Origin of the sequence: Rhizobium sp. rho-13.1 (assembly GCF_007000305.1) — a bacterium.
GTDB lineage: Bacteria > Pseudomonadota > Alphaproteobacteria > Rhizobiales > Rhizobiaceae > Rhizobium > Rhizobium rhododendri.
In genome coordinates this window covers 912216-937668 of the sequence record NZ_SCFL01000001.1, presented here as the reverse complement: position 1 = coordinate 937668, position 25453 = coordinate 912216, and the positions used below count along the sequence as shown (strand labels likewise).

Here is a 25453-nt window from a genome sequence, read left to right as displayed (position 1 = left end):
ACCGGAAGGATATTCGCATGGATCTCACCAGCTATCGCACGCTCGGACGTTCGGGCCTCATCGTCAGCCCGCTTGCGCTCGGCACCATGACATTCGGCGCCGGGCGCTGGGGTTCGGGCAGCAAGGCATCGCGCGAGCTTTTCGATACCTACATCGCTGCCGGCGGCAACTTCTTCGATACGGCGGATGTCTATTCCGGCGGGCGTAGCGAGGAGATGCTGAGGGACTTCATCGCGGAGGCGGGATTGCGCGACCGGGTGGTGATCGCAACGAAGTCGGGCTTTTCCCGGAGCCAGGGCACGCCGCTCCATGGCGGCAATGGTGCCAAGAACATCCGGCTCGGCATCGAGGGATCGCTGAGACGGCTGCAGACCGACTATATCGATATGTACTGGATCCATGTCTGGGATCGCACGACCCCGGCAGAAGAGGTGCTGCAGTCGCTGACAGATGCGGTCCGAAGCGGAAAGATCCTGCACTACGGTTTCTCGAACACGCCGGCCTGGTATGTCGCCAAGCTCGCGACGTTGGCCGCTGCGCATGGCCTGCCGGCGCCAATCGGCCTGCAATATGCCTATTCGCTCGTTGATCGTGGCGTCGAACTCGACATTCTTCCCGCTGCTGCCGAACTCGGAATGGACCTCGTGCCGTGGAGCCCGCTTGCCGCGGGTCTGCTGACCGGCAAATACGGCCGCGACATGCTGAGCCGTGCCGGGCCGGCCGGGGCAATTCCGGACACCGCCGGCGATGGCGGCGAGGGCGAAAGCGATGGCCGCCTCAACGGTGACAATCCGTTCGGGGGGCTCCTGTTTACCGAGCAGAACTTCGCGGTGGTCGATGTGCTGAGGGAGGTTGCGGCCGAACTGGGCCGGCCGATGGCGGCGGTCGCTCTCGCCTGGCTCATGCAGCGTCCGGGCGTTGGCTCCGTACTTGTCGGGGCGAGCCGCACCGGGCAACTCGCCGAGAACATAGCCTCGCTCGAGATCGTACTGACGGGCGATCACCTTCATCGCCTCGATGCGATCGGTGCGACGCCGGCGTTCAACCCGTATTTCATCTTCGATCTGCCGAAAGAGGTGATTTTCGGCGGCACGACCGTGCGTTCCTGGGTGAGGCCCGCCTGAGCCGGAACCGGGGCCGGCAACCGGCCCCGATCAACGCCTGTGCCCCAAGCAGCATAGATGCAGTATCGAATGGTCTATGCGCGATGCGTTGCAGAAACGTCTTTATACTTTACAAGTAGTTTATATTATAATTAACGATTGTCCGATATTTTCTTGACGGTTGGTATTTCCAGCATCAGCGAATCGGGGTCAAGAGTATGAATCTTTCTGTCGCAACGAAGCTTTTAGGCATATTTTCGGTGTCTGTGGCCATGACCGCCGGATTAGGTTTTTTTGCGGTTTATTCTCTCGATTCTATTCAAACGAAAAACCATGTCATTATTGAAAAGCGCATTCCGGGTTTCATTCTTCTTGGGCAGATGAATGCTGACATCGGCGATGTTCGCATTTATCAAAGCGCCGTACTGAACGCTCCAGCGGAGCAGCGCCAGAAGTTCTCAGATATACTGAAGACTGCAATCGATAAGGTCGAGAATGACATCCGCACCTATGAGCCGCTTCTGGTAGACAAGGAAGACATCGAGCTGTTTGCCACGCTGAAGCGCAACTGGAGCGCAGGCCTGCAGTCTTGGGGTGAAGTGGGCAATCTCGCAAAGAATGCCAAAGCGGATGAGGCGAGAGCGCTGTTCTACGGCAAGGCACTCACCGACTACAGTTCGGCCGGCGACGCCGTTCAGGCAGCTGTCGATGACATCGCCATGAACACCAAGGACGAAGGCGCCGCTACGTTGCACACCATCTCCTTTGCGTCGGATGTCACATACGCGTGCCTCGGGCTTGCTCTCCTTCTTGGTATTGCCTCCGCGCTCTTTGCCATAATGAACGTCTCGCGTCCCCTTGCCGGCATCAACACCTCGATGCGCAAGCTTTCGGAAGGCGACACGGATTCGGAAATTCCCTTTGCCCGCCGGGCCGATGAAATCGGCCAGATGGCCGGCGCGGTCGAAATCTTCCGTCAGGCAGCGATTTCCAACAATCGCCTGGAACGCGAGGCGGAAGACAACAGGCGGCAAGCTGAAATCGACCGGATCGAGGGTCAGCGCCGGGCTGAAGAAGAAGCGGCCGAACGTCTGCGCATCGCAACCTCGGGTCTTGCCGATGGTCTGAAGCGCCTCGCAGCAGGTGACCTGTCCTTCCAGCTGACGGAAGCATTTTCTCCGGATTTCGATGCCTTGCGCCACGACTTCAACCGGTCGGTCGAGCAGCTCGGCGGCGCCCTGTCGTCGATCACCACCAGCGTATCCAGCATGGGCAACGGCACTCGCGAGATTGCAGCCGGCGCCAACGATCTGTCGAAGCGGACGGAGCAACAGGCTGCCGCGATCGAGGAGACCGCTGCGGCCGTCGAGGAAATCACCGTCAACGTGGCTAACTCCGCCAAGCGCACCGAAGATGCACGCGACGTGGCATCTCGCGCCAACGAGTCCGCTGGAAAGTCTGCTGAAGTCGTTTCGCGGGCCGAAGAGGCAATGGAGAAGATCGAGACCTCGTCGCAGCAGATTTCCAACATCATCGGCGTCATCGACGAAATCGCCTTCCAGACCAACCTGCTGGCATTGAATGCCGGCGTCGAGGCAGCCCGTGCCGGCGAGGCAGGCAAGGGGTTCGCCGTCGTAGCGCAGGAGGTTCGCGAGCTTGCCCAGCGTTCGGCGCAGGCAGCCAAGGAAATCAAGGGTCTCATCCACAGCTCTTCGTCCGAAGTCGCAAACGGCGTGAAGCTGGTGCGCGATGCCGGCGATGCCCTGAAGACCATCGGGCAGTTCATCGTCGAGATTAACGGCCACATGGACTCGATCGCCACGTCTGCAAAGGAGCAGGCCACCGGGCTCCATGAAGTCAATCAGGCCGTGAACTCGATGGACCAGACGACACAGCAGAATGCCGCGATGGTGGAGCAGTCGACCGCCGCGTCGAATACGCTCGCCAACGAGGCCAATACGCTTCTCGAACTCGTCAGCCAGTTCAAGCTCGAAGGGGTCAGGAACACGCAGTCATCGGCGCTCAGGCAGACGGCGCAGGCCATGGCTGCTCCGGCGCGTCAGTCCCGCCCGGCGGCGCAGTTCTCCGCACCACGCAAGATGGCAGCAGGCGGCGGCAGTTCAGGCGCTAGCTGGGAAGAGTTCTAAGCGCATCGCATTTTTATGAAGGGATTTCGGAACCGGACGGTGGAGCAGCGATCTGCTCCACCGTCCAGCACCCTTTTAGCCTCGGAGTTGTTCTTTCTGTGATCAAGGCCGGCGCGCTCGCGAAGATTGCCTCTTGCTAAAATGCACGTGTTTACAGCGTATTGACGCTCACATATCGGAGCGTGCAGTCCTTTCGGACGATCCTCAATGCGTGGCTGCATTGCCGTCCGTCGGCCGGCGAATTTACTGGAATCGTTAAGGATCCGGGGCCAGGGACGCCGCTAAGTGCATAATTTATTGAGATTTGAATGCCAGTCTTCGATTAAATGAGGACTCCCTAAATGAAAATCAATCTATCCCGCACCTTGCTGCTGTTCGGGCTGGTCGTCGGCGCCGGCCTGCTCGTGTCCATCGGTCTTCAGACCTATGCGATCGAGAAGCTCAAGGTGAACGGACCGATCTACAAGTCGATCGTCGAGGGCAAGGATCTGGTTGCCGACATCCTGCCGCCGCCTCTTTACCTGATAGAATCTTACATGCTGGCAAACGAGATCGGCAGCAACCCCGATCTCTATGCGGTCAATGCCGGAAAGATACGGTCGCTGAGGAAGGATTACGACGAGCGTCGTGCCTACTGGCGTGCGTCCGGGCTCCCTGATGGAATCAAGAACGAGCTGGAGAACGATGTTCTCGCCAAGGGAGACGTATTCTGGAAGGTCATGGACGAGCGCTTTCTGTCTACCGACAGCTCGGTTGACAGGCATGCGGCTCTGATGGAGCTGAAAGACACGTTCCACGCACATGAGGCGGCAGTCCTCAAGCTGGTGAAGATGTCGGACGCGCTGTCGGCAGCGCAGGAGGCGGAAACCGCCCGCATGTCGTCCAGCCTGATGTCGCTGGCGCTCGGTGCAGGTGGCCTGTCGGTCGTGGTGTTCCTGGCTGGCCTCGTCACCATCCGGCAGAGAGCGATCCGGCCGATCACGAAAATGACGACAGCCATGTCGAGGATGGCGGGCGGCAATCTCGACGAGGCTGCCCCTTACGCCGACCGGACCGACGAGATCGGCGCGATGTCTGCGGCGCTCAATGTCTTCCGGACGGCGGGCCTCGAAAATCGAAGCCTGCACGATCAGGCGGAGGCCTCGAGAGCCCAGACCGAAACCGAGCGGCGCGGTCGCGAGGCCGAGCGGCTGGAAGAATCCAGGCAAGTCAAGATGGTGATCGACGCCCTTGGCGCCGGGCTTGGCCGGCTTGCCCAATGCAACATGCAGACGACGATCGATTCAAGCTTCAGCGAGCAGTTCGAACCCCTGCGTGCCGACTTCAACAATTCGCTGGCAAACTTCCAGACGACGCTGGAAGAAGTATTGCAGAAGACCCGGCTGGTGCACGGCAACGGAACCGAGATGCAGGAGGCTGCGCACAGCCTTTCCAAGCGTACCGAAGAGCAGGCTTCGGCGCTGGAAGAGACCTCCGCAGCATTGGAAGAAGTAACCGCTACCGTACGGTCCTCGTCGGAGCGGAGCCTCGAGACGCGTTACCTCGTTGCCGATGCCAAGCAGTGCGCGCATGCCTCGATCATGACCGTGCAGGAATCGGTTGCTGCCATGAACCGCATCCAGGCGGCGTCGGGAGAAATTACGCAGATCATCGGCGTCATCGACGAAATCGCTTTCCAGACGAACCTGCTGGCTTTGAACGCGGGCGTAGAGGCGGCGCGGGCGGGAGATCAGGGCAAGGGCTTCGCTGTCGTTGCCCATGAGGTGCGCGAATTGGCGCAGCGCTCGGCCAAGGCTGCAAAAGAGATCAAGGCGCTCATCGTCAACTCGTCCAACGAGGTCTCGACCGGCGTCCGTCTGGTGGGAGAGACCGGCATCGCCCTGCGCAAGATCGAAGGCTTTGTCTCCGAGATTGACGCCAAGGTGGAAGCCATCGCCACCTCCAGCGTCGAGCAGGCGACGGGCCTCCAGGAAATCAGTTCGGCCGTCAACGCGCTGGACCAGATGACACAGAGAAACGCCGCCATGGCCGAAGAGACGACAGCTCTCAGCAACGAACTTTTCTCCGGATCAAGCGTGCTGACGGAACTCGTCGGCCGCTTCAAGCTCAGCCGCACATCCACCCTCCGCCACGCGGATGCCGAGATGGATGACCTTGCCCCTGTCGCCAGGCGCCAGCTGCGGCGCGCCTGAGGAAGCACAGTACGAGGGTTCAATCGCCTGCGCGTGGATAAGACCTCCGCGCGCAGGTCGCTGTTCTCCCGTACAGGATGGCACAAATCACGATGTGAGTGTGTTAGGCCCCGGCAGCAAACTGCGCGAGTGTGCGCCCCAACATTAAGTCGGTTCGACTTTCCAACAGTGCGCTGGTGCGTGCTTGCTAAGCGGCCAGCATCTGGCTGAGATTGTTGATGATCGTTTCCGGATGGTAGGGCTTGCCGACGAAACGGCTGGCCGCGGGCAGGTCGGATGGCTGGACGTTGCAGCGACCGGAGGTGACGATGATCTTGGTGTCCGGCCATTGCATCGACACCACGGCTGCAAGCTTCAGTCCATCCATCGATCCCGGCATATCGACATCCGTAAAAACAGCGCAGATTTCGGGATGTGCCGTCAAGACAGCCACGGCATTTGCGACATTCGGGGCTTCGAGAACCTCGAAACCAGCATCCTCGAGTGCGCAAACGATGTCGAGGCGGATCAGCGCTTCGTCCTCGACGACCAAAACCGTCATTTTGTCGCTTGCCATTCCTGGCTCCTGTCCGTTGCTCTGTCTCGATCTAAACGCAGGTACTTGGATTTCGATACAGGCGCATCGCAGATATATCAGGACATGTTTAATTAAATGCGAAAGAAGTGCCGGCGGGTCTTAACGTAGTCGTCCCTGCCGTCGCGTGGATCGGCTGGGACGGAGCGCTTAGCGCGAGGCGATACGGCCGGGGGCGACCGAGAGGTGGGGAACCACGAGGAGACGGTTGACTTCGCCGCGCTTGAAGGCTGCGAGGAAGCGGCGGTAGTCCTTGAAGGAGACGCAGCCGTTGGAATCGCCGCGACGGCCGAGCATGTAGGTGTGGGCCAGCAGCCCGTCGCGACCGTAGATGGCGCGCGGATCGACGGGGTTGAGGCGGATCGCCTCGACGCCGTGGAACAGCGATTCGCGCATCGTCAGGTCGTAGGTGTGCGGTGGCGTCGGGCCACGGTTCTTCTGGTTGACGTAGCGCGGGTTGTCGATCATCTGGCCAAGCCCGGAATGGGCCTCAAGCTGCTCTCCATTGGGCAGGTACACGCGGGCCGCCGAGATATCGTAGATCGCAACGCGGGTGCGGGCGTTCGGCAGCGAGGTCGGCGCCTTGAAGGCCGGCTCGTTGTCCATCCCTGCATCGTCAGGACGGGCGTAGGCGAGCAGCGCCTTGGAGGGGCGGGTCAGCTTTGCGGCCGGCGTCGTTGCCGCATCCGGCGAAGGGGCCGGGCGCATGGTTGGCAGCGGAATGCTCGACATTAGCATGTCATCAGCGGAAGACGTGCCAGACGAATCGCCGGAAGCGGTCGGCATGACCAGTCCGAAGGTCTGTTCTACAGCGACGTTGGCGCGCCGTGCATCGGGCTCGACCATGGCAGCGGCGCTGGACGGAAGACCGTCGTCGTTTTCAGCGGGGCGCTGCTGCGGCACGATCTCACGGGTGGAGACGGCTGCCGGACGGGCAGGCTTTGCGGCGGCCTGCGGGCGTTGTGCTGGCACGAGGGCCGTCGCGTCGCGCGCGGGAGCAGGCGTCGGGTCGATCATGGCCATCTGGACAGGCCGGTCTGCGGCTGACGCTGTCGCCGCCGTCGTCGGGTTGGGCATAGGTGTCGGAATTTGCGAGCCAGGGCCTGTCGGCGCGGCGCTGGCAAGCGCCAGCCTGTCGTCGCGTGAGGTCACGGGGAGGGCAGGAGCCGAGGCTGTCAATGCGCGTTCGCTGGTCGCTGCGGCGCGGTCGAGATCGACGCTTGCCGTGCGGACGGCGGCGGCATCGGCTGTTCCGGCCGGCACGGCGGCCAACGCCACTTTCAAGGCTGCCATGACGTCGGCAGGCAGCGGGCGTCCCGACTTTGCGAGCGCATGGGAAGACTGGCCTGCATCGGCGATCTCGGTCGGTGCATGTACGACGCGGTCGCTCTTGGCAATGACGGAGTAGCTCGGGGCGAGGGCGGCCATTTCGGCAGCGATTGCCGAGCGATGGGCGTTGGCGAGCGCGAGAGCGTTGATGCCGGCGGGGTCGAGGGTCGCAAGCCGCAGGCTTGGATGGCCGACAGGCTGCGACGCTGCTCGTGCCACCAGCGATGGGCCGGTTTTCTGCAGGATGGGAGATCCTGATGCGTAGGGACCGACGACGCCCTGGAGAGCGAAGGCGGTGGCTACTACCCAGGAAAAGGCGACCACGCCGGTGCCGATCATCACGGTGCCGACCGTCATGACGCGGGACGAGCCTTTCTTGCCGGCCTTTCCTGCCCTGGGACTGACGTCCCTAAACGTCTCGATCGCAAACGCCATGATACTCGTTCCACACTGATACACACTCGGGCGGCCAGGCGATCCGGAGTGCCGGAGCCCATGCTGGTGGTCAGCTAGACGATGTTTGTCTCCGCTGCTTCCCGCCGCTCGTCTCAAAGAATGAAGAATCTTGGTAACTAAACCCTTTACGCGGTGAATATTAGAAGCCTCTGCCGCAAATTTCTGTCCGTCGCGGCTCAAGAGCGGCACCTCGGCGTTCGTTTTTGGAACAGTTCGGCCGTCTTGACCGTTGCGCCATTCCGGACCGGGTGGTTAATATGACGGTACGATGACGACGCGCTGCATAGGCAATCCGTGCGGCCGAAATATGGGAGAAAAGAAATGGAAAGACGGCTTTTCCTGGCGTTCTGCGCGCTTGTGGCCGTTCCCATGACGGCTTCTGCCCAGCCGCACAGCATCGGCAAGGCGCTGACGGCATGCATCGTGCAGGCTGCCGAAGAAAACAGGCCCGTGGTTCTCGGCAAGGATAAGCCCGTGGCGCAGATTGCCTGCGATGACGACGGCGCCAGGTATTTCTACGACGCGCTCGAAACCCTTGGTGCCGAGACCAGCGATACGTCCGCCGCTGGCGTTACGCTGATTACGCGCCGTTTCGGAAGCGAGGGAGGGCCCGGAGCCTCGCGTTGCCAGCGGAAAGTCAGTGCTTCCGGAAGCTCGAGGGACGAAGACTATCACTGCTGGATCGACCTCGACGTCAACGACACGGTGCTGACGGGCTGGACGGGAAGTCGCCACTGACCTCTCGCTGATGTCGCCGCGCGCCAGACCTTAACAAGCTTTGCACAAGCCATGCCGCCTATGACTCTTCGAAGACGCCGGGATGTGACGCGGCGGGAAAAAGGACAATGATATGTCGAACGAAACAGAGACTTACCGCGACCCCAAGGATTCCACTGTCGCTCTTTTCCTGATGGACAATGATGCAGACAAACTGACGGACATTCTGGTCGCTGCTCTCAGCGAAGCCTTTCGTATTCTTGGCGAGGACGTCCCCTCCGACAGCATTCACTGATCGCCGACAGAGGCCAATTTTTAAGCGCAACGTTTGCGCCGGTCGGCAAAATGCCATAAATTATGCGATAAGGCTGTCAACTTGCAGCTGCGGTTTTCTTCACCGGCAGCACAAGGCGACGATAGTTTTCTTGCATGAGGATGAGATGAACGATTTTTACGTCGGCCAGAAAGTCGTCTGTATCGACGATAAGTTCAAGAACGTGTCGATCGACCAGCTGATCCGCAAGGACGAGATCTATACGATCCGCTGGGTTGGCATGTATTCGCACTACATCGACGGCGAATTTCTCGGCATCAAGGTAGCCGAGATCTTCCGTGGGGACGATGACGGTCCGGAAGGCTATGGCGCTGCCGACATGCCTTATCGCGCCTCCCGTTTCCGGCCACTGGTGGAAGACAAGATCAGCTCGCTGCGCAAGCTGCTGGCACCGACACCCGATGCCCCGGTCGAGCCCCAGAAGAAGGCGCCCGTCAAAAAGACCGAAAAAGTCTGAACCGACGGTAGATCGGTATTTAGAGCCTCCGACTGCCTGAACCTTCATCGCATGAACACGTTAGACGTGTTCATGCAACCTGGAGGACTGTCGGGATGAGCGAAATGACCTTGAAAGACCTGGCCGAAAAGATGCGCGATATCGATATCGCCATGCTGCTGACGCATGCCGAAAACGGTACGATTGCCGGGCGGCCGATGAGCAACAACGGCGATGTCGACTACGATGGCGACAGTTACTACTTCACCTGGGAAGAGGCCAAGATGGTCGCCGACATCGAGGCCAATCCAAAGGTGTCGCTGACATTTCAAGGCGAGAAGTCTTTCGCGGTCGCTGTCGAAGGCGAAGCAGCGCTGATCCGCGACAAGGCACGATTTGCCGAGCACTGGACGAGCGAGCTGGACGTCTGGTTCCAGGACGGTGTGGATACCCCGGGCGTTGTGATGATCCACGTCCATGCCGAACGCGTCCATTACTGGGACGGGGAGGATCAAGGCGAGGTTCAGGTTCCGGAGGACGATCAGTAGCCTCGTGAGGGACAATCGGGCGCAAACCTGCAGATTATACAACCTTACGTCTTGTCGGATGTTGCCTGCACCCTATGTCATTCCCATCGCGCTCCTTGAGAAATGAGCGGCGATAACGCCGAATTGGAGTACCGATGAAGAAAATTTTTACAGGTTTTGCTGCAGCAGCGCTTGCTGCGATGGTTGGCCTTTCCGGGGTTGCGCCGGCGTCTGCTGCGCCGCTGCCTGCCATGACAATGGCTGGTGGCTCTGACGTTACGACTGTCCAGTACAATCCCGATGCGCCACCGCCTCGTCGCATGAACCGCGATCGCCGCAGCCCACCCGGTTACCGCAACGATGAACGCCCTGGCTTCCGCCGCGGCCCTCCGCGCGATCGTCGCGGCAATTGGAACGGTTATCGTGGCTATGAGCAACGCCGTCCCGGCTATCGCCGCCACAGCGATGGCTTCTGGTATCCATCGGGTGCGTTCCGCATCCGGATCCAGTAATCGGTATCAGCTTCAGCGATTATAAAGGCGGCCTCAGGGTCGCCTTTTTTCGTGAATTTTACCGAATTTGGGCGTTGCTTGCCTCTCAATGGCGCCTGTCCGATCATCACAGTTTGCTAACCATCAACCGACGTGGGAGACACAACTTGACGTTGGCACGGTAAATCTACGGTGCCAATCGGCCGTCGCATTAAGATTTCGTCCATAGCATCCCAACAGAGCGCAACGAGACTGCTCGGGAAAAAAGGGGAATTGCAGTGTCTGACAAGAAGGCCGCCGAAAAGCTACAATACGGAAATCGCTTCGGAAACGACATCGTAAAGTTAGCGAATGCCTCCCTCAGCCTTGCCTCCCAATCTTCCGAATCCGAAATCGCAGCTGCGAAATACGCCCGATGGTTCAGCAACGGCGAGGTAATACCGGAGCCATCCGAGACGTCACGAGCGCGTTTCCGCAAGATCCTGCCGACAATGGACGCCATCGAGGTCGCGTCGGCGACGCGCGAAAACCTGTCGATCCTTGGGAACGACGCACATGATCTTTTTTCCGATCGACTGCCGGCCAACAACCGGATGAGGAAAGCGAACCGCTCCAGCGTGCTGCCTTCCATCCCCTATCTCGGCAGCTGCAAGTTCGGCGAAGTGGTGGTCGGCCAGTCGTCCGCGAGCTATTCGGTGCTGCAGCTTTTCATTGCCAATTTCGACGGGGAATTCGACACCTCCGCCGGTGCAAGCTTCTACAAGCCGAATAGTCGCGAGTTCGACCAGATGTTTTTTGGCGTGCATGTCGTGGTTGATCGGGACGGTAATCCGCTGGGTTTCGATCGCAAGCGCGGCGTCGACGGTATCGCATTCAAGACGAAGGATCTGAACAAGGCGCTTTACAATGTTGCCGCCGCTGCCACCGGTCTTTCGATGGAGCAACTGAAGGCACGGGCGCAGGCGGCCGCGCGCAAGAGGTAGGCCGCGCTAGTCTTCCCTTTGGCCCGCATCGATAATCCGGTCTTCCGCCATGCGGCGGTCCATGTGGATGGAGAAAAGCTTGGCGGTGAGATGGACGACGTTGCGCGCCTCATAGCGGATCTTCATCTTGTCGATCCGGTGCTCGATGGTCCGCTGAGACAAGCCAAGCTCCACGGCGATTTCCCTGGCGGTCTCGCCCTCCATCAGCAGTTGGATGATGACTTCGTCAACCGGGTCCAGCTTGGCGTCAACAGGTGCCTTGAAAAGGAAACGGCCTTCGGTGAACGATACGCACCATTCCGCCCGGCCGTTGGTTTTTTGAGGGATCAGCAAACGGTCGTAGCCGACATTGATGCCGGCGATTTTCGTCAGGACCAGATCGATCAAGGGCTTTCGCAGCGAAAGCGCGCGGCTGTAGTGGGGGATGACGGCGTCGAGGAGGTAGGTCCTGTCTGGCAGGTTCCTCAACGGACCGTCGGGAAACATCTTTTTCAGATTGAGAATGCGACTGTTGATCCCGTAGGGCTTGATGCGACGGAAATACCAGTCGAGAGGATCATCGCTTCTGGTGTCGATGAAGTTGAGCGACATCTTCAGAGACATGGTCTCGCTTATCGTGCCGCAGAACGTCTCCGGATCTTCTATCGGGCTGGTTGCATCCAGCCAGTTGTCGATCAGGGTCTGGGATATGGAATTGAAAGTCGATTTTGAAGTCATGCTAGGCTTACCGTAACGGCAAGCCCGCAGATTCGCATGGTTGATTTAACAATTATCAATCTGTCGCGTGGGTTGTTTTTTGCGACTGTTGCGCGAATATCTCACGTCAGGCCGAGACCCCGTGGTCCGACGTCGGTCAGCCCCTTAGGTTCATGCGTTGTGCAAAGCGCTGAGGAGATCTTCCTGCGTACGATGTCCCGCATGAAGGAGGTCGATTGCCCTGTTGGCCGCCGCAAGGCCGGCCTGGCTTGAAAGTTTAATTTCCCGTTCCGCACACCAAGCGTAGAGGGCACCGGCGAGAACATCGACTTCTTCGGAGCAGATCGGCGTCTGGATCAGCATGGTCATATCGCCCCCCTCTTGATGAAAGCACCCGCGATCAGGTGACGATCCCATAAAGCCGCGATTTTTCTAATATTCAAGCGAGACCGCACGGGGGTGTTAATATCCTCCGAAAACGGGACACCCCACCGTTCCGTAACGGTACATTACTGCTATTTGGAAGGCGCTGCTGCCCCGGACTGGGGCAGATCGGTCCCTGGAATTTCAGGGACTTTTGGGACGACGAGAAGCAGCACAGTCAGGATGACGGCCAGCCCGACCATGGCTGCGAGGATGATTTGTGCACGACGCGAGATCACTGGCGATTAAGCCTCGATGCTTCTATTGATGCGCTGATCAGTTCCTCGGCAAAGCCGAAGGCAGATTCTGCGTCCTCGCTGCCGAGCTTCAGTTCACCGCATTTCGCATGCATGGCGCGGCGAATTTCCTCCAGAAGAGCTTTGTCGACCTTCTGGTCGCCTTCACTGAGTGCATGGGTGAGGGCGCATTGGGCCAAGATCTCAAGCACCGCGAGGCGACCTTCGATTTCTCCCAGCGACGGGATTGCATTTTTCGCGCTATCGCGAGCACAGTCACGGGTTGTGTTAAGCATAGCTATCGCCTCCTGATGACAACTTTACTAAACGCACCATGCGCGCAATGGTTCGCTCCTCCAAACAATTTCGTCGCTATTTCGCCTTTAGTCTGCGGGACACAGCGATGCGTCGGCCAGAACATCCCTGCAGCGGGGCGAACGGCGGAAATCATCGTAATACATGGTCCATTCAGTAGTGTCCGCGTCGCGGTAAGGGCCGAACTTGAAATACTGGTTCCTGCCGAGACCCTTGTCCGCGTGGCCGATATGTCCCTTTACGGTGACAATCCATTTATCGTTGGCAAAAATCTCGATGCGGCCGGTGCCGTCTGGTCCAGGCTGCGTGTAGATGGCGAAATCGATCCAGCCTGAACCGGGCGTCGGCAGTTTGTTGCCACGATCGGTGATGGTCATCGCATCCGTGCAACTGGTGAACTCACCGCCGTCGCTCTTGGTCCAGGTGGCGTCTGTCGCGACGAGGGCACGCATCTGGTTGGTGTCGGGGCGGTACCAGACAGGCGTCTGGCCGGAAGCGCAGGATCCGGGTTTCACGCTTGGCGCACCCGACGGCGGCGCGACGTAGTTCGTCTCGACAGTCGCAAACAGCTTGCCGTTGTTGAGGCGCAGGGCGAGGAAGGGGCTGAAGTCGCCCTTGGCCTCCGGGCCGATCTCGCGCTTCCACTGGGCAATCAGGTAACGATGGTCTCCTGATGGTATCGGATCGGCGAACTTGACCGCAAATCCGTACCAGACGCCTTGATCATAGGGGACGCGATATTTGGTTTTCTCCCAGATCTCGGCGCGTTCGCTGCAATTTTCTTTGCCGGCTGCGCAATTCGGCTTGATGGTGAGTTTCAACGCGCCGCCGCCGCTTCGGCTCACCGCGGACTGGAACTGGTAGGTGCCTGCCTTCTGCTCGGCGTTATTGCGATAGTAGAGGTGACCGGCCGGGGCGAAATCTTTCCCGTCGAAGCCGTCGCGCAGCACTTGCTGGCCACCGTCTTCGGCCCGGGCGCTGGCAATCCGCGAGATCGCGGTCAGGATGGCCAGAAAGATGATCTTGGCGCGCATTAAGTCGGGGTTCCGGCATATTTCGATTGTCGCATCATTGACGTGAACGCAGCGCCTCGGCAAGGGGCGGTGATTGGACAATCGAAGACAAGCCGGTGGACAAACAGCGCGCTTGGGGCTTGATTGCGTTCAGAGAAGACGAGGGAGTTCCGACAATGACCATTGACCACGATCTCAGCCGCATTGCCGTGCAGGAAGAAGTGCTGCGCTTCGACTCTTTCGATTTCTCCACCGCCTGGGTTCTCGGCAATCTGCTGCACGATCTGGCGCGCGAGCGCAATCTCGGCGTGGCCATCGACATCACCCTGCATTCGATGCCGGTATTCTACGTGGCGCTTGCCGGCTCGACGCCGGATAACGCCAACTGGATCCGCCGCAAGCGGGCGATGGTTCTCCGCTATTTCCGCAGCAGCTATGCCAGCGGTCTTGAATTGAAGAAAGCCGGCAAGACTGTCGAGAACAACGGACTGTCGGCGGCCGACTACGCGCCGCATGGCGGCAGCTTCCCGATCCACGTCATCGGCACAGGCTGCATCGGTGCCGTCACCGTCTCCGGCCTGCCACAGCGCGACGACCACAATCTGGTGGTCGAGGCGCTGGCACTGACGCTCGGGCATGAATTGCACAATCTCAGCCTGGCGACGGAATAGCCACACGAGAATGCGGCGCGGGATGGCATCGCCCCGCGCCGTCATCGGATAGCGATCAGAGCCTGCCGCTGGCTTCCGATATCACCCTGGTCAAGCTGCCGGTCGCCGGAAATAGCGGGATCAGGCAGGCCTGCAGGGCGTGGTAGATATCTCCCTTGCCGCTAAACAGTGTGTGGGCAGGGGCCAGATCTTCCGTCAGTTCCTCATGCCAGCCGCCGTTCTGACGGTCTATAAACGCCTTGCCGATGATACCCCAGATCTTGCGATAGCTCTGCTCGTGGAAGTCATCAGGCAGATGCGCGTTGAGATAGTGGGCAGCGCCGGCTCCTTCGCAGGCCGGCCACCACAGCTTGTTGCGCTTGGCCGGTACATCCTCCCAATCGAGCGTGTAGAAAAAGCCACCGATCTCCTTGTCCCAGCCCAGCGACATCGACTGCGCAAACAGGTGGCGAGCCGCTTCCGGCATCCAGTCGTGGCGCTTGCCGCCCAGCGTCCAGAGCTGCAGCACGAGGCGTGCCCACTCCAGCCAGTGGCCGGGCGTCGTGCCGGACGGGCGGAACATCTCGTTGCCGCGATAGGTCTTGTCGAGCTGCCACTGGGCATCGAAATGCTCGGGCACGCGGAAGCCGACAGCGCCTGCCTGCCGCCGGATGATGAGGTCGGCGATACGTTCGGCCTTGTCGAGGTATGACCTGTCGCCCGTCGCCTCGAACGCTGCCATCAGCGCCTCGGTCAGATGCATATTGGAGTTCTGGCCATGGTAGTCACCGATCGGTGACCAATCCTGATTGAACTCTTCGGCGATGGCGCCGTGGCTGTCTTCCCAGAATTTCTCGTCGATTATTTTCGTTATGTCGGCGAGCATCTCGTCTGCCAGCGGATGGCCGACGGTCTTTGCCGATGATGCGGCGAGCAGCACGAAGGCGTGGCCGTAACCCTGCTTGCTGGCATCGACGGGACCGTCATTGTTGACAGTCCAGAAGTAGCCGCCGTGGGTCTTGTCGCGGTGATGATGCCAGAGGTAGCTCATGCCGTGGTCGATGATCTCGTCGGCCCCGGGCCGCCCCAGCAGGCTGGCGATCGAAAAGCAGTGGACCATGCGGGCGGACGAATGAATGCCGCGCACCGAGTTATCGGCACCGAGCGGCTTGCCCGCATCGTCCATGTCGTAAAACCCGCCCTTCGGATTGACGGCGCGATACTGGAAGAAATCGAACAAGCCGTTGGCCTGATCGAGCAGCCAGCGGCGATGATAGTCGCGGTTGCTCCAGTTTCCCAGCGTGGCGGGTTCAGCTGCGATCATAAGTGTTTCCTCCGGGAGTCTTTATAAATGCCAAGCGCGGTGCGCGCCCTTGGCCGGGATTCTTAGTGTCAGTGATCCGACAAGAACAGAGCTGCGGCGTCAAGTGCGTTGCGCGCACTCGAGTGCTTGTCGGTGGATCGCTGAAAAACGTGGTGCAGGCTGCATAGATATCAAGCCGCACCTCACCACTCTTGCCCTCTGCGGGTGCAGTATGTTTTGCGACGACCGATGCGCCAGCAACCAAGACCGAAGTCCGGTAATCGCGGGCGCACCTGCATGTTTTTTGCCGTTCGGCAAAAAGAGCGGCTATATTGCAAATCACTATGATCGACCGCATATATTGACATAAAGATATCTTTATGTGATTGAATGCGGAGTCGCAGTCGGGTCGAGGGAGTATGCTGGTGTTTGACGATCTTTTTGGTCCGGAAGCGGCGAAGCGGGACGGCAGCGATGTGTTCGCGGCGCTTAAGCAGGCAGCCAGCGAGCGCATTCTGGTGCTCGATGGTGCCATGGGCACGCAGATTCAGGGGCTTGGCTTCGACGAGGAGCAGTTCCGCGGCGACCGCTTCATCGGCTGCGCCTGTCACCAGCAGGGCAATAACGACCTTCTGATCCTCAGCCAGCCCGACGCCATCGAGGAAATCCACTATCGCTACGCCATGGCCGGCGCCGACATCCTGGAAACCAACACGTTTTCCTCGACGCGCATCGCCCAGGCCGACTACGAGATGGAAGGCGCTGTCTACGATCTCAACAAGGAGGGTGCACGCGTCGTGCGCCGGGCTGCCATCCGTGCCGAGCGGGAAGACGGCCGTCGCCGCTTTGTCGCCGGCGCCATCGGCCCAACAAACCGTACGGCATCGATCTCGCCCGACGTCAACAATCCCGGTTTCCGCGCCGTCTCCTTCGACGAGTTGCGCATTGCGTATGGCGAGCAGATCGATGGGTTGATCGATGGCGGCGCCGACATCATCCTGATCGAAACCATTTTCGACACGCTGAATGCCAAGGCCGCGATCTTCGCCTGCGAGGAGCGATTTATCGCCAAGGGCGTCCGCCTGCCGGTTATGATCTCCGGCACGATAACCGACCTTTCCGGCCGTACCCTTTCGGGCCAGACGCCATCGGCGTTCTGGAACGCGGTTCGCCATTCCAATCCGTTCACCATCGGCCTTAACTGCGCGCTCGGTGCCAATGCCATGCGGCCGCATTTGCAGGAGCTGTCAGGGGCTGCCGACACGCTGATCTGCGCCTACCCGAATGCCGGCCTACCAAACGAATTCGGCCAGTACGACGAGACGCCCGAGATGATGGCGGCGCAGATCGAGGGCTTTGCAGCCGAGGGTTTGGTCAACATCGTTGGCGGCTGCTGCGGCTCGACGCCGGACCATATCCGCGCCATCGCCGAAGCCGTGTCGAAATACAAGCCGCGCGCCATCCCCGAACATCGTCCCTTCATGTCGCTGTCGGGTCTCGAGCCGTTCCAACTCACCAAGGATATTCCGTTCGTCAACGTCGGCGAGCGCACCAATGTCACCGGTTCGGCGAAATTCCGCAAGCTTATCACCAATGCCGACTACAACGCGGCCCTGGCTGTCGCTCGCGACCAGGTCGAAGCCGGCGCTCAGGTGATCGACATCAACATGGATGAAGGCCTGATCGATTCCGAGAAGGCGATGGTCGAGTTCCTGAACCTGATCGCAGCCGAGCCGGATATCGCTCGCGTGCCTGTCATGATCGACTCGTCGAAATGGTCGATCATCGAGGCCGGCCTGAAATGCGTCCAGGGCAAGTCGATCGTCAACTCGATCTCGCTGAAGGAAGGCGAGGAGAAGTTCCTCGAGCAGGCACGGCTGGTACATGCCTATGGTGCCGCGGTCGTCGTCATGGCGTTCGACGAGACCGGCCAGGCCGACACCTACCAGCGCAAGGTCGATATCTGCACCCGCGCCTACAAGATCCTGACCGAACAGGCGGGCATCTTACCCGAGGATATCATCTTCGATCCGAATGTCTTTGCCGTCGCCACGGGCATCGAGGAGCATAACAATTACGGCGTCGATTTCATCGAGGCGACGCGGACCATCCGGCAGACCATGCCACTGGTGCATATCTCCGGCGGTGTCTCGAACCTGTCATTCTCGTTCCGCGGCAACGATACGGTGCGCGAGGCGATGCACTCTGTCTTCCTCTATCACGCCATCCAGGCGGGGATGGACATGGGCATCGTCAATGCCGGCCAACTGGTCGTCTATGACACCATCGATCCTGTTCTGCGCGAGGCCTGCGAGGACGTGGTTCTCAACCGCCGCCCTGACGGCACGGAGCGGCTGCTCGAGGTCGCCGAGCGCTATCGCGGAACCGGCGTGCGCGAAGCCCGTGTACAGGATATGTCCTGGCGCGAGCTCCCGGTTGAAAAGCGCATAGAGCACGCGCTGGTTAACGGCGTGACCGAATTTATCGAGGCCGACACCGAGGAGGCGCGCCAGGGTGTCGAGCGACCGCTGCACGTCATCGAAGGCCCCCTGATGTCCGGCATGAACGTCGTCGGCGACCTGTTCGGCTCGGGCAAGATGTTCCTGCCGCAGGTGGTCAAATCCGCTCGCGTCATGAAGCAGGCCGTCGCCGTATTGCTGCCCTACATGGAGGCTGAAAAGCTGGCCAATGGCGGCAACGGCGAGCGCGAGGCGGCCGGCAAGGTGCTGATGGCGACGGTCAAGGGCGACGTTCACGATATCGGCAAGAACATCGTCGGCGTCGTGCTTGCCTGCAACAACTACGACATCATCGACCTCGGCGTCATGGTGCCGGCGGCGAAGATCCTTGAGACAGCAATCCGCGAGAAGGTCGACATCATCGGCCTGTCCGGCCTGATCACCCCGTCGCTCGACGAAATGGTGCATGTCGCGGCAGAGATGGAGCGCCAAGGCTTCAATATTCCCCTGCTGATCGGCGGAGCGACTACAAGCCGCGTTCATACGGCGGTGAAGATCCATCCGGGCTATTCCTCTGGCCAGGCGGTCTACGTCACCGATGCGTCGCGCGCAGTCGGCGTCGTCTCGGCGCTGTTGTCGCCTGAGGGCAAGAAAAATTATGTCGACACCATCCGCGAGGAATACGCCAAGGTTGCGGCAGCGCATGCCCGCAACGAACTGGAAAAGGTCCGCCTGCCGCTTTCCCGTGCCCGCGAAAATCCTGAGAAGCTCGACTGGTCGGCCTATACCCCAAAGACGCCGTCGTTCTTCGGCACCAAGATCTTCGAGGACTATGATCTGGCCGAACTGGCGCAATACATCGACTGGACACCGTTCTTCCAGACCTGGGAGCTGAAGGGCCGCTATCCGGCCATTCTCGAGGACGAAAAGCAGGGCGAGGCGGCACGCGCACTGTTTGCTGACGCACAAGCGATGCTGAAGAAAATCATCGACGAAAAGTGGTTTCGTCCGCGCGCCGTCATTGGTTTCTGGCCAGCAGGTGCCGTCGGCGACGACATCAGGCTGTTTACCGACGAGACGCGGACTGCGGAGCTTGCGACTTTCTACACGCTTCGCCAACAGCTCTCGAAGCGCGATGGACGGCCGAATGTGGCGCTGTCGGATTTCGTGGCACCCGTCGACAGCGGCGCCGGGGATTACATCGGTGGCTTCGTGGTCACGGCTGGTGTCGAGGAAGTGGCGATTTCGGAACGCTTCGCCGGCGCCAACGACGACTACTCGTCGATCCTCGTCAAGGCGCTGGCCGACCGTTTCGCCGAAGCCTTTGCCGAGCGGATGCACGAGCGGGTGCGCCGCGAATTCTGGGGATATGCGACCGAAGAGACCCTGTCGCCCGAGGAGATGATCAGCGAGACCTATGCCGGTATCCGGCCGGCGCCGGGATATCCGGCCCAACCTGATCATACCGAGAAGGAAACGCTGTTCCGGCTGCTCGATGCGGAAGCGGCCACCGGCGTCAAGCTGACCGAGAGCTATGCCATGTGGCCGGGCTCGTCAGTGTCCGGCGTCTATATCGGCCACCCCGGCTCCTACTATTTCGGTGTCGCCAAAGTCGAGCGCGACCAGGTGCAGGATTATGCCGCCCGCAAGGGAATGCCGGTCGAGGAAGTCGAGCGCTGGCTCGGCCCGGTGCTCAACTACGTGCCGAACAAGCGCGAGGAAAAGATCGACGCTGCCGCCTGATCGGCGTGTCTTTGCAAGCGGTTAGGGCTAGACGCTGGCGATTTGATTCACGTTCATGCGGCCGGAAGGTGATTCACCTTTCGGCCGTAAGTGTTTGATCAGGCAGCACATAGCGCTCGATTGAAAATGGATGGTGATGCGTTTGCCCCGATGTTATTTTGGCTAACTTAGCTAAGGGCCAGAAGATGCAAGTCACCGTCCACGCCGCAAAGACCAATCTGTCCAAGCTCATTGATGCTGCGCTTTCCGGGGAAGAGGTTGTCATCGCCAAGGGCAGCAAGCCGGTTGTGAAGCTTGTGCCCATCGAGCGGCGGTCGTTCAAGATAGGCATCCTCAAAGGCAAGTTGACAGGCGATGCTCCGGATTTTCTCACCGACATGGATGAGGAAGAACTGGCGCTCTGAGAAGGCGCGCAGTGAGTTCATTCCTGCTCGACACCCATGTTTGGGCATGGTCGCTGACGGGCGACAAGCGGCTCTCACCGAGAGCGGTCGCAGTGATGGAGAAGGCCGAGCATATTTTCGTCAGCCCGAGCAGCCTGTTTGAAATCTGCCAAAAGGTCCGTATCGGCAAATGGCCGGAGATGGAGCCGTTTGTTTGAGGAACTTCCGGCGCTTCTCTAGCAGCAGGGCGGTGAAATCGCTGATATTACTCCTGCAATATGCGTCAATGCTTCGATGATGAACTGGGGCCACCGCGACCCCTTCGACCGGTTGCTTGCAGCAACGGCCATGGACAGTCGCATCGCGATCATCTCGGCAGACGTTGTTTTCGATGCTCTCGACGATCTCGGAGACTGGATCGCTCGCATCTGGTAAACATCAACCCGGCCCGATGGTCAGTTCCGCGACGAAATCGTAGGCGTCGCCGCGATAGAGCGAGCGGGTGAATTCGACTGCGCGGCCGGAGGCGAGATAGGAGATGCGCTCGATCGACAGGCCGGCTGCTCCAGCCGATACTCCGAGCAATTCCGCATCCGTCTCCTTCATGTTTGTCGCAGATATGCGCTGCACGGCGCGCACCGGCCGCACCTGACGCTTCTCAAGTTCGGCGTAAAGCGAGGCGGTAACGGTCGACGGGTCGGGCAGGAATTCGCCGGAGACGCTGGCGTGTTCGATCGCCAGCGGCTGGTCGTCGGCGATGCGCAGGCGGCTCAGGCGGGAAACCTTGGTGTCGGCGGCAAGGCCTAGGATCATCATCTCGTCGGGCGAGGGCGTGTGGATGCCCTTGTGCAGCCATTGCGATCGCGCCGTCATGCCGCGCCGGGCCATATCCTCGGTGAACGAGGTCAGCTGCGACAGCTTCTGCTCGACCTTGGAGACCGGCTTGCTGACGAAGGTACCGGAACCATGGCGCCGCACCAGCAGCCCGTCGGTCACCAGGTTGTCGATGGCCTTGCGCACGGTGACCCGACTGACGGCGGCATATTCGGCAATGTCGCGCTCCGGCGGCAGAGCGTCGCCCTGCTTCAACGTACCAGCCTTGAGGGCCTCCTCCAGCGTTCTGCGCAGCTTGACGTAGAGCGGCCCCGTGCCTGCTTCCTGCATGCGGGCGGGAGAGAAGATCAGGGTCAGGTCGCCGGTCATGCGCTGCGCCTTTCGTCTTGCCCGGCAAGGGCGACCGCAAACGACACGGCTCCCTGCAGCGCGTCACCGAGTGGATCGACAAGCAGCGCCTGATGCGCAGTGCTCAGCCACGCGCGATAGGCGAGAGCGAGGCCACCGAGCAGGCAGACAGTGTTGCAATCTGGCCAGAGCAGGGCATCGAGGCTGTTGTCGATGTCAGACGCCGCCTTGCGGACGATCCGGGTTGCGATGGCGTCGCCAGCAGCAGCGTGCTCGAAAACCTGAGGCGCATACCGGGCAAAATCCCCCGGCGTGGCACTATGCGCGAATTCCACGACGTCCTGCGGATTGTTGCGGAATGCGGCCATGACGATGCGCGTCAGCGGCGTTGCGGCGCAGACGCCGTCGTGGGCAAGCAGTGCCAGTTCGAGGAGGTCGCGGCCAAGCCTGGCGCCGCTGGCCTGGTCTCCGACGACAAACCCCCATCCGCCGATCTCGGTTACCTTGCCGTGACGTCTTGCGCCGTAGACGGAACCGGTGCCGAAGGAAGCGACAACGCCGTCCGAGGGTCCGAGTGCTCCCTGCAGGGCGATCAGCTGGTCGGTGACGACCTCGGCCTTGGCAAATGGCAGTGCTTCGCGGATGAGGCTACCGTGAGGGCCGACATTGGCGCCGGCAACGCCAAGCACGGCGGTGCTGCTTACGAGGCAGGATGGATCAATCCCGGCGTTCTCAAGGGCGCTGCGGCTGGAGGCAACGATGTTCTCAAGGGCCATCACGCGGTCCGACATGATGTTGGCAGGGCCAGCCTTGCCGCGCCCGAGAATTCTGCCGGTCGCATCTGCTACGGCGGCACGGCAACTCGTTCCGCCGCCGTCTATGCCGATTGCATACTTCGTCATGTGAGCCCCCGGATGCCGTCCGTTCCCGCGTTTTTCACTACCATACCAAAAAAATACCATTTACCAAGTGCGAAGATGATCTGCGCCGTTTGTTTTTATTCGATTGTTTTTGTTGTGAATTTTTCGTTTCCAGGATTTTTTGCGACGAAAAGGTTAAATTCAACTGGACAATTGGTATTTTTTTGGACTTAATTCCGACCAAGGGAACAGCATCGACGGACATCGGCGGAAGCGGCAAACAAAAATAGCCGGAGCGCCAGGCGGACGACAATATTCGTCAGCAGATGTCACGGCAAAGGGCGGATCGATTTCGATCCGTGCGGCGTGACGTTGCAGCGTTTTCCTGATTGATATGTATTCCTGCTGCGGTTTCATGCGGGGATATGGGTCGCCGCTGGCTTGAGCCGGCCGGTGCTCGTTTCAGATCGAAAACGGCGTCTTGAGACGCCAGGAACAGGAGAGGGAAAAAAATGACACAGAAAATTCTGAAGGGCTTGCTGCTCGCATCCAGCCTTTTGAGCTCGGCCGGGTTCGTTCATGCGGCCGACGTCACTTTGAACGTCGAGAGCTGGCGCAATGACGACCTGTCGATCTGGCAGACAAAGATCATCCCGGCTTTCGAAGCCAAGAACCCGGGCATCAAGATCACTTTCTCGCCGACAGCACCGACCGAATACAACGCCTCGCTGAATGCCAAGCTCGATGCCGGTTCTGCGGGCGACATCATCACCTGCCGTCCGTTCGACGCTTCTCTGGACCTGTTCAACAAGAAGCACCTTGCCGACCTGACGACGCTGCCGGGCATGAGCAATTTCTCGCCGGTCGGCAAGGCTGCCTGGTCGACGGATGACGGCAAGTCGACCTTCTGCGTACCGATGGCGTCTGTCATCCATGGCTTCATCTACAACAAGGATGCCTTCGCGAAGCTCGGTATCTCCGTTCCGAAGACCACCGACGAGTTCTACGCCGCGCTCGACAAGATTAAGGCTGACGGTACCTATATCCCGATGGCCATGGGCACGAAGGACCTCTGGGAAGCCGCAACGATGGGCTACCAGAACATCGGTCCCAACTACTGGAAGGGCGAAGAAGGCCGAGTTGCGCTGATGGAAGGCAAGCAGAAGCTGACCGACGCCGACTGGGTCGAGCCTTTCAAGCAGCTGGCCAAGTGGAAGCCATACCTCGGCGACGGTTTCGAAGCCCAGACCTATGCCGACAGCCAGAACCTCTTCACTCTCGGCCGCGCCGCTATCTATCCGGCCGGCTCTTGGGAAATCGCGCTGTTCACAGCCCAAGCCCAGTTCAAGATGGGCGCTTTCCCGCCACCGGTTCCGAAGGCCGGCGACACGGGCTACATCTCGGATCATCCGGATATCGGCGTTGGCCTGAATGCCAAATCGGCGCATCCGGAAGAAGCCAAGAAGTTCCTGTCCTGGGTTGCCTCGTCGGAATTCGCCGACATCTACGCCAACTCGCTGCCGGGATTCTTCAGCCTGAACTCGACACCGGTGAAGATGAGCGATCCGCTGGCGCAGGAATTCGTCTCCTGGCGCGGTCCGTACAAGTCGACGGTTCGCTCGACCTACCAGATCCTGTCGCGTGGCACGCCTAACCTCGAGAACGAAACCTGGGTGGAATCGGCCAACGTCATCAACGGCACGGATACGCCGGAAGTTGCTGCCAAGAAGCTACAGACCGGCCTCGACAGCTGGTTCAAGCCTGCCAAGTAAGAAGTTTACCCTCCCCTTGAGGGGGAGGGTCGGCCCGACGGGCCGGGGTGGGGTGATCCTTGCGCGTGTGGCGTCACCCCCACCCGCAGCCTCGCTGCGACCTCCCCCCTCAAGGGGGAGGTACCGTGATCATGCTGTGCCCGCGCAAGCCCCAAGAAAACAGGCAAAGCCATGAGCGACATCACCACTTCAGCGGCCCTGCAGCCGGTTTCGATCAAGCGCCAGCGGCGCTGGCATATTCTCGTTTTCCTTTTTCCGGCGTTCCTGGTCTACACGGTGGTGATGATCCTGCCGCTGGTCGAGACCCTGCGGCAATCCTTTTACAATCTGGTCGACGGGCAGCTTACCTTCGTCGGCCTTGCCAACTTCAAGGTGCTGTTCGGCGATATCAGGTGGGCGCATGATTTCTGGAATGCGCTTCGCAACAACTTCATCTTCTTCGTCATCCACATGTGCGTGCAGAACCCGATCGGCGTGGCGCTGGCCGCCATGCTGTCGTTGCCGAAGCTTCGCTTCGTCACCTTCTACCGCACGGCAATCTTCCTGCCGACGCTGCTGTCCTTCGTCATTGTCGGCTTCATCTGGAAGCTGATCCTGTCGCCGCTCTGGGGCGTCACGCCGTGGATGATGGACCTCGTTGGCCTCAAGGCATTGTTCAGCCCGTGGCTCGGCAAACCGGGTTCGGCGCTGATCGCGGTCGCCCTGATCTCCGTCTGGCAATATGTCGGCATCCCGATGATGCTGATCTATGCGGCGCTGCTCAACATCCCAGAAGAAGTGATCGAAGCTGCGGAATGCGACGGCATTACCGGCTGGAGCCAGTTCTGGAAGATCAAGCTGCCGCTGGTGTTGCCGGCTATCGGGATCATCTCGATTCTCACTTTCGTTGGCAATTTCAACGCCTTCGACCTGGTTTATACAGTGCAGGGTGCGCTCGCCGGGCCTGATGGCTCGACCGATATTCTGGGCACGCTGCTCTATCGCACCTTCTTCGGCTTCCAGCTGCAGCTTGGCGACCGCTCCATGGGCGCAACGATCGCAACCGTCATGTTCCTGATCATCCTTGCCGGCGTCTCGTTCTACCTGTTCATCGTTCAGCGGCGCATCCGCCGCTACCAGTTCTGAGGCG

25 protein-coding genes are annotated in these 25453 nt (G+C 60.1%); 16 read left to right on the top strand and 9 right to left on the bottom strand.

All coding sequences use genetic code 11. The annotated features are described in order from the left end of the window. The first annotated feature begins 17 nt into the window (after positions 1 to 17). The 3 genes from EQW76_RS04695 to EQW76_RS04685 all read left to right on the top strand — a co-directional run bounded on the left by EQW76_RS04695 (position 18) and on the right by EQW76_RS04685 (position 5442). The gene (locus EQW76_RS04695; protein WP_142823265.1) at positions 18 to 1124 is read left to right on the top strand and encodes an aldo/keto reductase; all 1107 of its coding nucleotides are present in this window, start codon (positions 18 to 20) and stop codon (positions 1122 to 1124) included. A gap of 197 nt (positions 1125 to 1321) precedes the next feature. Then, complete coding sequence (locus EQW76_RS04690) at positions 1322 to 3250, top strand: HAMP domain-containing methyl-accepting chemotaxis protein (protein WP_142823264.1); 1929 nt, start codon at positions 1322 to 1324, stop codon at positions 3248 to 3250. 341 nt (positions 3251 to 3591) lie between these two features. Further along, positions 3592 to 5442 carry a HAMP domain-containing methyl-accepting chemotaxis protein gene (locus EQW76_RS04685; RefSeq protein ID WP_142823263.1) on the top strand — a complete coding sequence of 617 codons (1851 nt, stop codon included), beginning with the start codon at positions 3592 to 3594 and terminating at the stop codon, positions 5440 to 5442. 187 nt (positions 5443 to 5629) lie between these two features. On the opposite strand, the gene EQW76_RS04680 is transcribed toward EQW76_RS04685, so the two are convergent. Continuing rightward, positions 5630 to 5998: a response regulator gene (locus tag EQW76_RS04680; RefSeq protein ID WP_142823262.1), complete on the bottom strand. Its 369-nt coding sequence runs from the start codon at positions 5996 to 5998 to the stop codon at positions 5630 to 5632. A 168-nt stretch (positions 5999 to 6166) separates the two neighbouring features. Further along, a complete protein-coding gene (locus EQW76_RS29615) occupies positions 6167 to 7780 on the bottom strand; it encodes a tlde1 domain-containing protein (RefSeq protein ID WP_224127740.1) in 1614 nt (537 codons plus the stop codon). Positions 7781 to 8122: 342 nt separating this feature from the next. On the opposite strand from EQW76_RS29615, the gene EQW76_RS04670 reads away from it, so the two are divergent. The 6 genes from EQW76_RS04670 to EQW76_RS04650 all read left to right on the top strand — a co-directional run bounded on the left by EQW76_RS04670 (position 8123) and on the right by EQW76_RS04650 (position 11289). Beyond that, positions 8123 to 8539, top strand: coding sequence for a hypothetical protein (locus tag EQW76_RS04670; RefSeq protein ID WP_142823261.1), 417 nt, complete (start codon positions 8123 to 8125; stop codon positions 8537 to 8539). A gap of 112 nt (positions 8540 to 8651) precedes the next feature. Next, positions 8652 to 8813 carry a hypothetical protein gene (locus tag EQW76_RS29310; protein WP_162854782.1) on the top strand — a complete coding sequence of 54 codons (162 nt, stop codon included), beginning with the start codon at positions 8652 to 8654 and terminating at the stop codon, positions 8811 to 8813. Positions 8814 to 8958: 145 nt separating this feature from the next. Further along, complete coding sequence (locus EQW76_RS04665) at positions 8959 to 9309, top strand: CAP-Gly domain protein (RefSeq protein ID WP_142823260.1); 351 nt, start codon at positions 8959 to 8961, stop codon at positions 9307 to 9309. Between the two features lie 95 nt (positions 9310 to 9404). Further along, the gene (locus EQW76_RS04660) at positions 9405 to 9836 is read left to right on the top strand and encodes a pyridoxamine 5'-phosphate oxidase family protein (RefSeq protein ID WP_142823259.1); all 432 of its coding nucleotides are present in this window, start codon (positions 9405 to 9407) and stop codon (positions 9834 to 9836) included. 134 nt (positions 9837 to 9970) lie between these two features. After that, positions 9971 to 10327, top strand: coding sequence for a hypothetical protein (locus tag EQW76_RS04655; RefSeq protein WP_142823258.1), 357 nt, complete (start codon positions 9971 to 9973; stop codon positions 10325 to 10327). Between the two features lie 257 nt (positions 10328 to 10584). After that, complete coding sequence (locus EQW76_RS04650; protein WP_142823257.1) at positions 10585 to 11289, top strand: hypothetical protein; 705 nt, start codon at positions 10585 to 10587, stop codon at positions 11287 to 11289. 6 nt (positions 11290 to 11295) lie between these two features. Here EQW76_RS04650 and EQW76_RS04645 read toward each other — a convergent pair whose 3' ends face one another. The 4 genes from EQW76_RS04645 to EQW76_RS04630 all read right to left on the bottom strand — a co-directional run bounded on the left by EQW76_RS04645 (position 11296) and on the right by EQW76_RS04630 (position 13993). Continuing rightward, positions 11296 to 12006, bottom strand: a complete 711-nt coding sequence (locus EQW76_RS04645) for a LuxR C-terminal-related transcriptional regulator (RefSeq protein ID WP_142823256.1) — start codon at positions 12004 to 12006, stop codon at positions 11296 to 11298. Between the two features lie 150 nt (positions 12007 to 12156). Further along, entirely contained in the window at positions 12157 to 12354 is a 198-nt protein-coding gene (locus EQW76_RS04640) for a hypothetical protein (RefSeq protein WP_142823255.1), read from the bottom strand. A gap of 289 nt (positions 12355 to 12643) precedes the next feature. Beyond that, positions 12644 to 12940, bottom strand: coding sequence for a hypothetical protein (locus EQW76_RS04635; protein ID WP_142823254.1), 297 nt, complete (start codon positions 12938 to 12940; stop codon positions 12644 to 12646). Positions 12941 to 13027: 87 nt separating this feature from the next. Further along, positions 13028 to 13993 carry a polysaccharide lyase gene (locus tag EQW76_RS04630; RefSeq protein ID WP_142823253.1) on the bottom strand — a complete coding sequence of 322 codons (966 nt, stop codon included), beginning with the start codon at positions 13991 to 13993 and terminating at the stop codon, positions 13028 to 13030. A gap of 155 nt (positions 13994 to 14148) precedes the next feature. Here EQW76_RS04630 and EQW76_RS04625 point away from each other — a divergent pair, with 155 nt between their 5' ends. Then, positions 14149 to 14643 carry a heme-degrading domain-containing protein gene (locus tag EQW76_RS04625; RefSeq protein WP_142823252.1) on the top strand — a complete coding sequence of 165 codons (495 nt, stop codon included), beginning with the start codon at positions 14149 to 14151 and terminating at the stop codon, positions 14641 to 14643. Between the two features lie 55 nt (positions 14644 to 14698). On the opposite strand, the gene EQW76_RS04620 is transcribed toward EQW76_RS04625, so the two are convergent. Beyond that, positions 14699 to 15946 (bottom strand): AGE family epimerase/isomerase, encoded by a 1248-nt coding sequence (locus EQW76_RS04620; protein WP_142823251.1) that lies wholly within the window; start codon positions 15944 to 15946, stop codon positions 14699 to 14701. Positions 15947 to 16350: 404 nt separating this feature from the next. On the opposite strand from EQW76_RS04620, the gene metH reads away from it, so the two are divergent. The 4 genes from metH to EQW76_RS29605 all read left to right on the top strand — a co-directional run bounded on the left by metH (position 16351) and on the right by EQW76_RS29605 (position 20945). After that, entirely contained in the window at positions 16351 to 20127 is a 3777-nt protein-coding gene (gene metH / locus EQW76_RS04615; RefSeq protein WP_142823250.1) for a methionine synthase, read from the top strand. 185 nt (positions 20128 to 20312) lie between these two features. Next, on the top strand, positions 20313 to 20531 hold the full coding sequence (locus EQW76_RS04610) for a type II toxin-antitoxin system prevent-host-death family antitoxin (protein ID WP_142823249.1): 219 nt from the start codon (positions 20313 to 20315) through the stop codon (positions 20529 to 20531). A gap of 11 nt (positions 20532 to 20542) precedes the next feature. Continuing rightward, positions 20543 to 20728, top strand: coding sequence for a hypothetical protein (locus tag EQW76_RS29610; RefSeq protein ID WP_224127738.1), 186 nt, complete (start codon positions 20543 to 20545; stop codon positions 20726 to 20728). A gap of 76 nt (positions 20729 to 20804) precedes the next feature. Then, positions 20805 to 20945, top strand: coding sequence for a hypothetical protein (locus tag EQW76_RS29605; protein ID WP_224127735.1), 141 nt, complete (start codon positions 20805 to 20807; stop codon positions 20943 to 20945). A gap of 3 nt (positions 20946 to 20948) precedes the next feature. On the opposite strand, the gene EQW76_RS04600 is transcribed toward EQW76_RS29605, so the two are convergent. Together EQW76_RS04600 and EQW76_RS04595 are read right to left on the bottom strand one after the other, a co-directional pair. After that, positions 20949 to 21713, bottom strand: a complete 765-nt coding sequence (locus EQW76_RS04600) for a GntR family transcriptional regulator (protein WP_142823248.1) — start codon at positions 21711 to 21713, stop codon at positions 20949 to 20951. Further along, entirely contained in the window at positions 21710 to 22594 is an 885-nt protein-coding gene (locus EQW76_RS04595) for an N-acetylglucosamine kinase (RefSeq protein WP_142823247.1), read from the bottom strand. Before EQW76_RS04595 ends, EQW76_RS04600 begins: the two co-directional genes overlap by 4 nt. Before the next feature lie 470 nt (positions 22595 to 23064). On the opposite strand from EQW76_RS04595, the gene EQW76_RS04590 reads away from it, so the two are divergent. After that, positions 23065 to 24324, top strand: coding sequence for an ABC transporter substrate-binding protein (locus EQW76_RS04590; RefSeq protein WP_142823246.1), 1260 nt, complete (start codon positions 23065 to 23067; stop codon positions 24322 to 24324). A gap of 171 nt (positions 24325 to 24495) precedes the next feature. Continuing rightward, a complete protein-coding gene (locus EQW76_RS04585; protein ID WP_142823245.1) occupies positions 24496 to 25449 on the top strand; it encodes a sugar ABC transporter permease in 954 nt (317 codons plus the stop codon). The last annotated feature ends 4 nt before the right edge of the window (positions 25450 to 25453 follow it).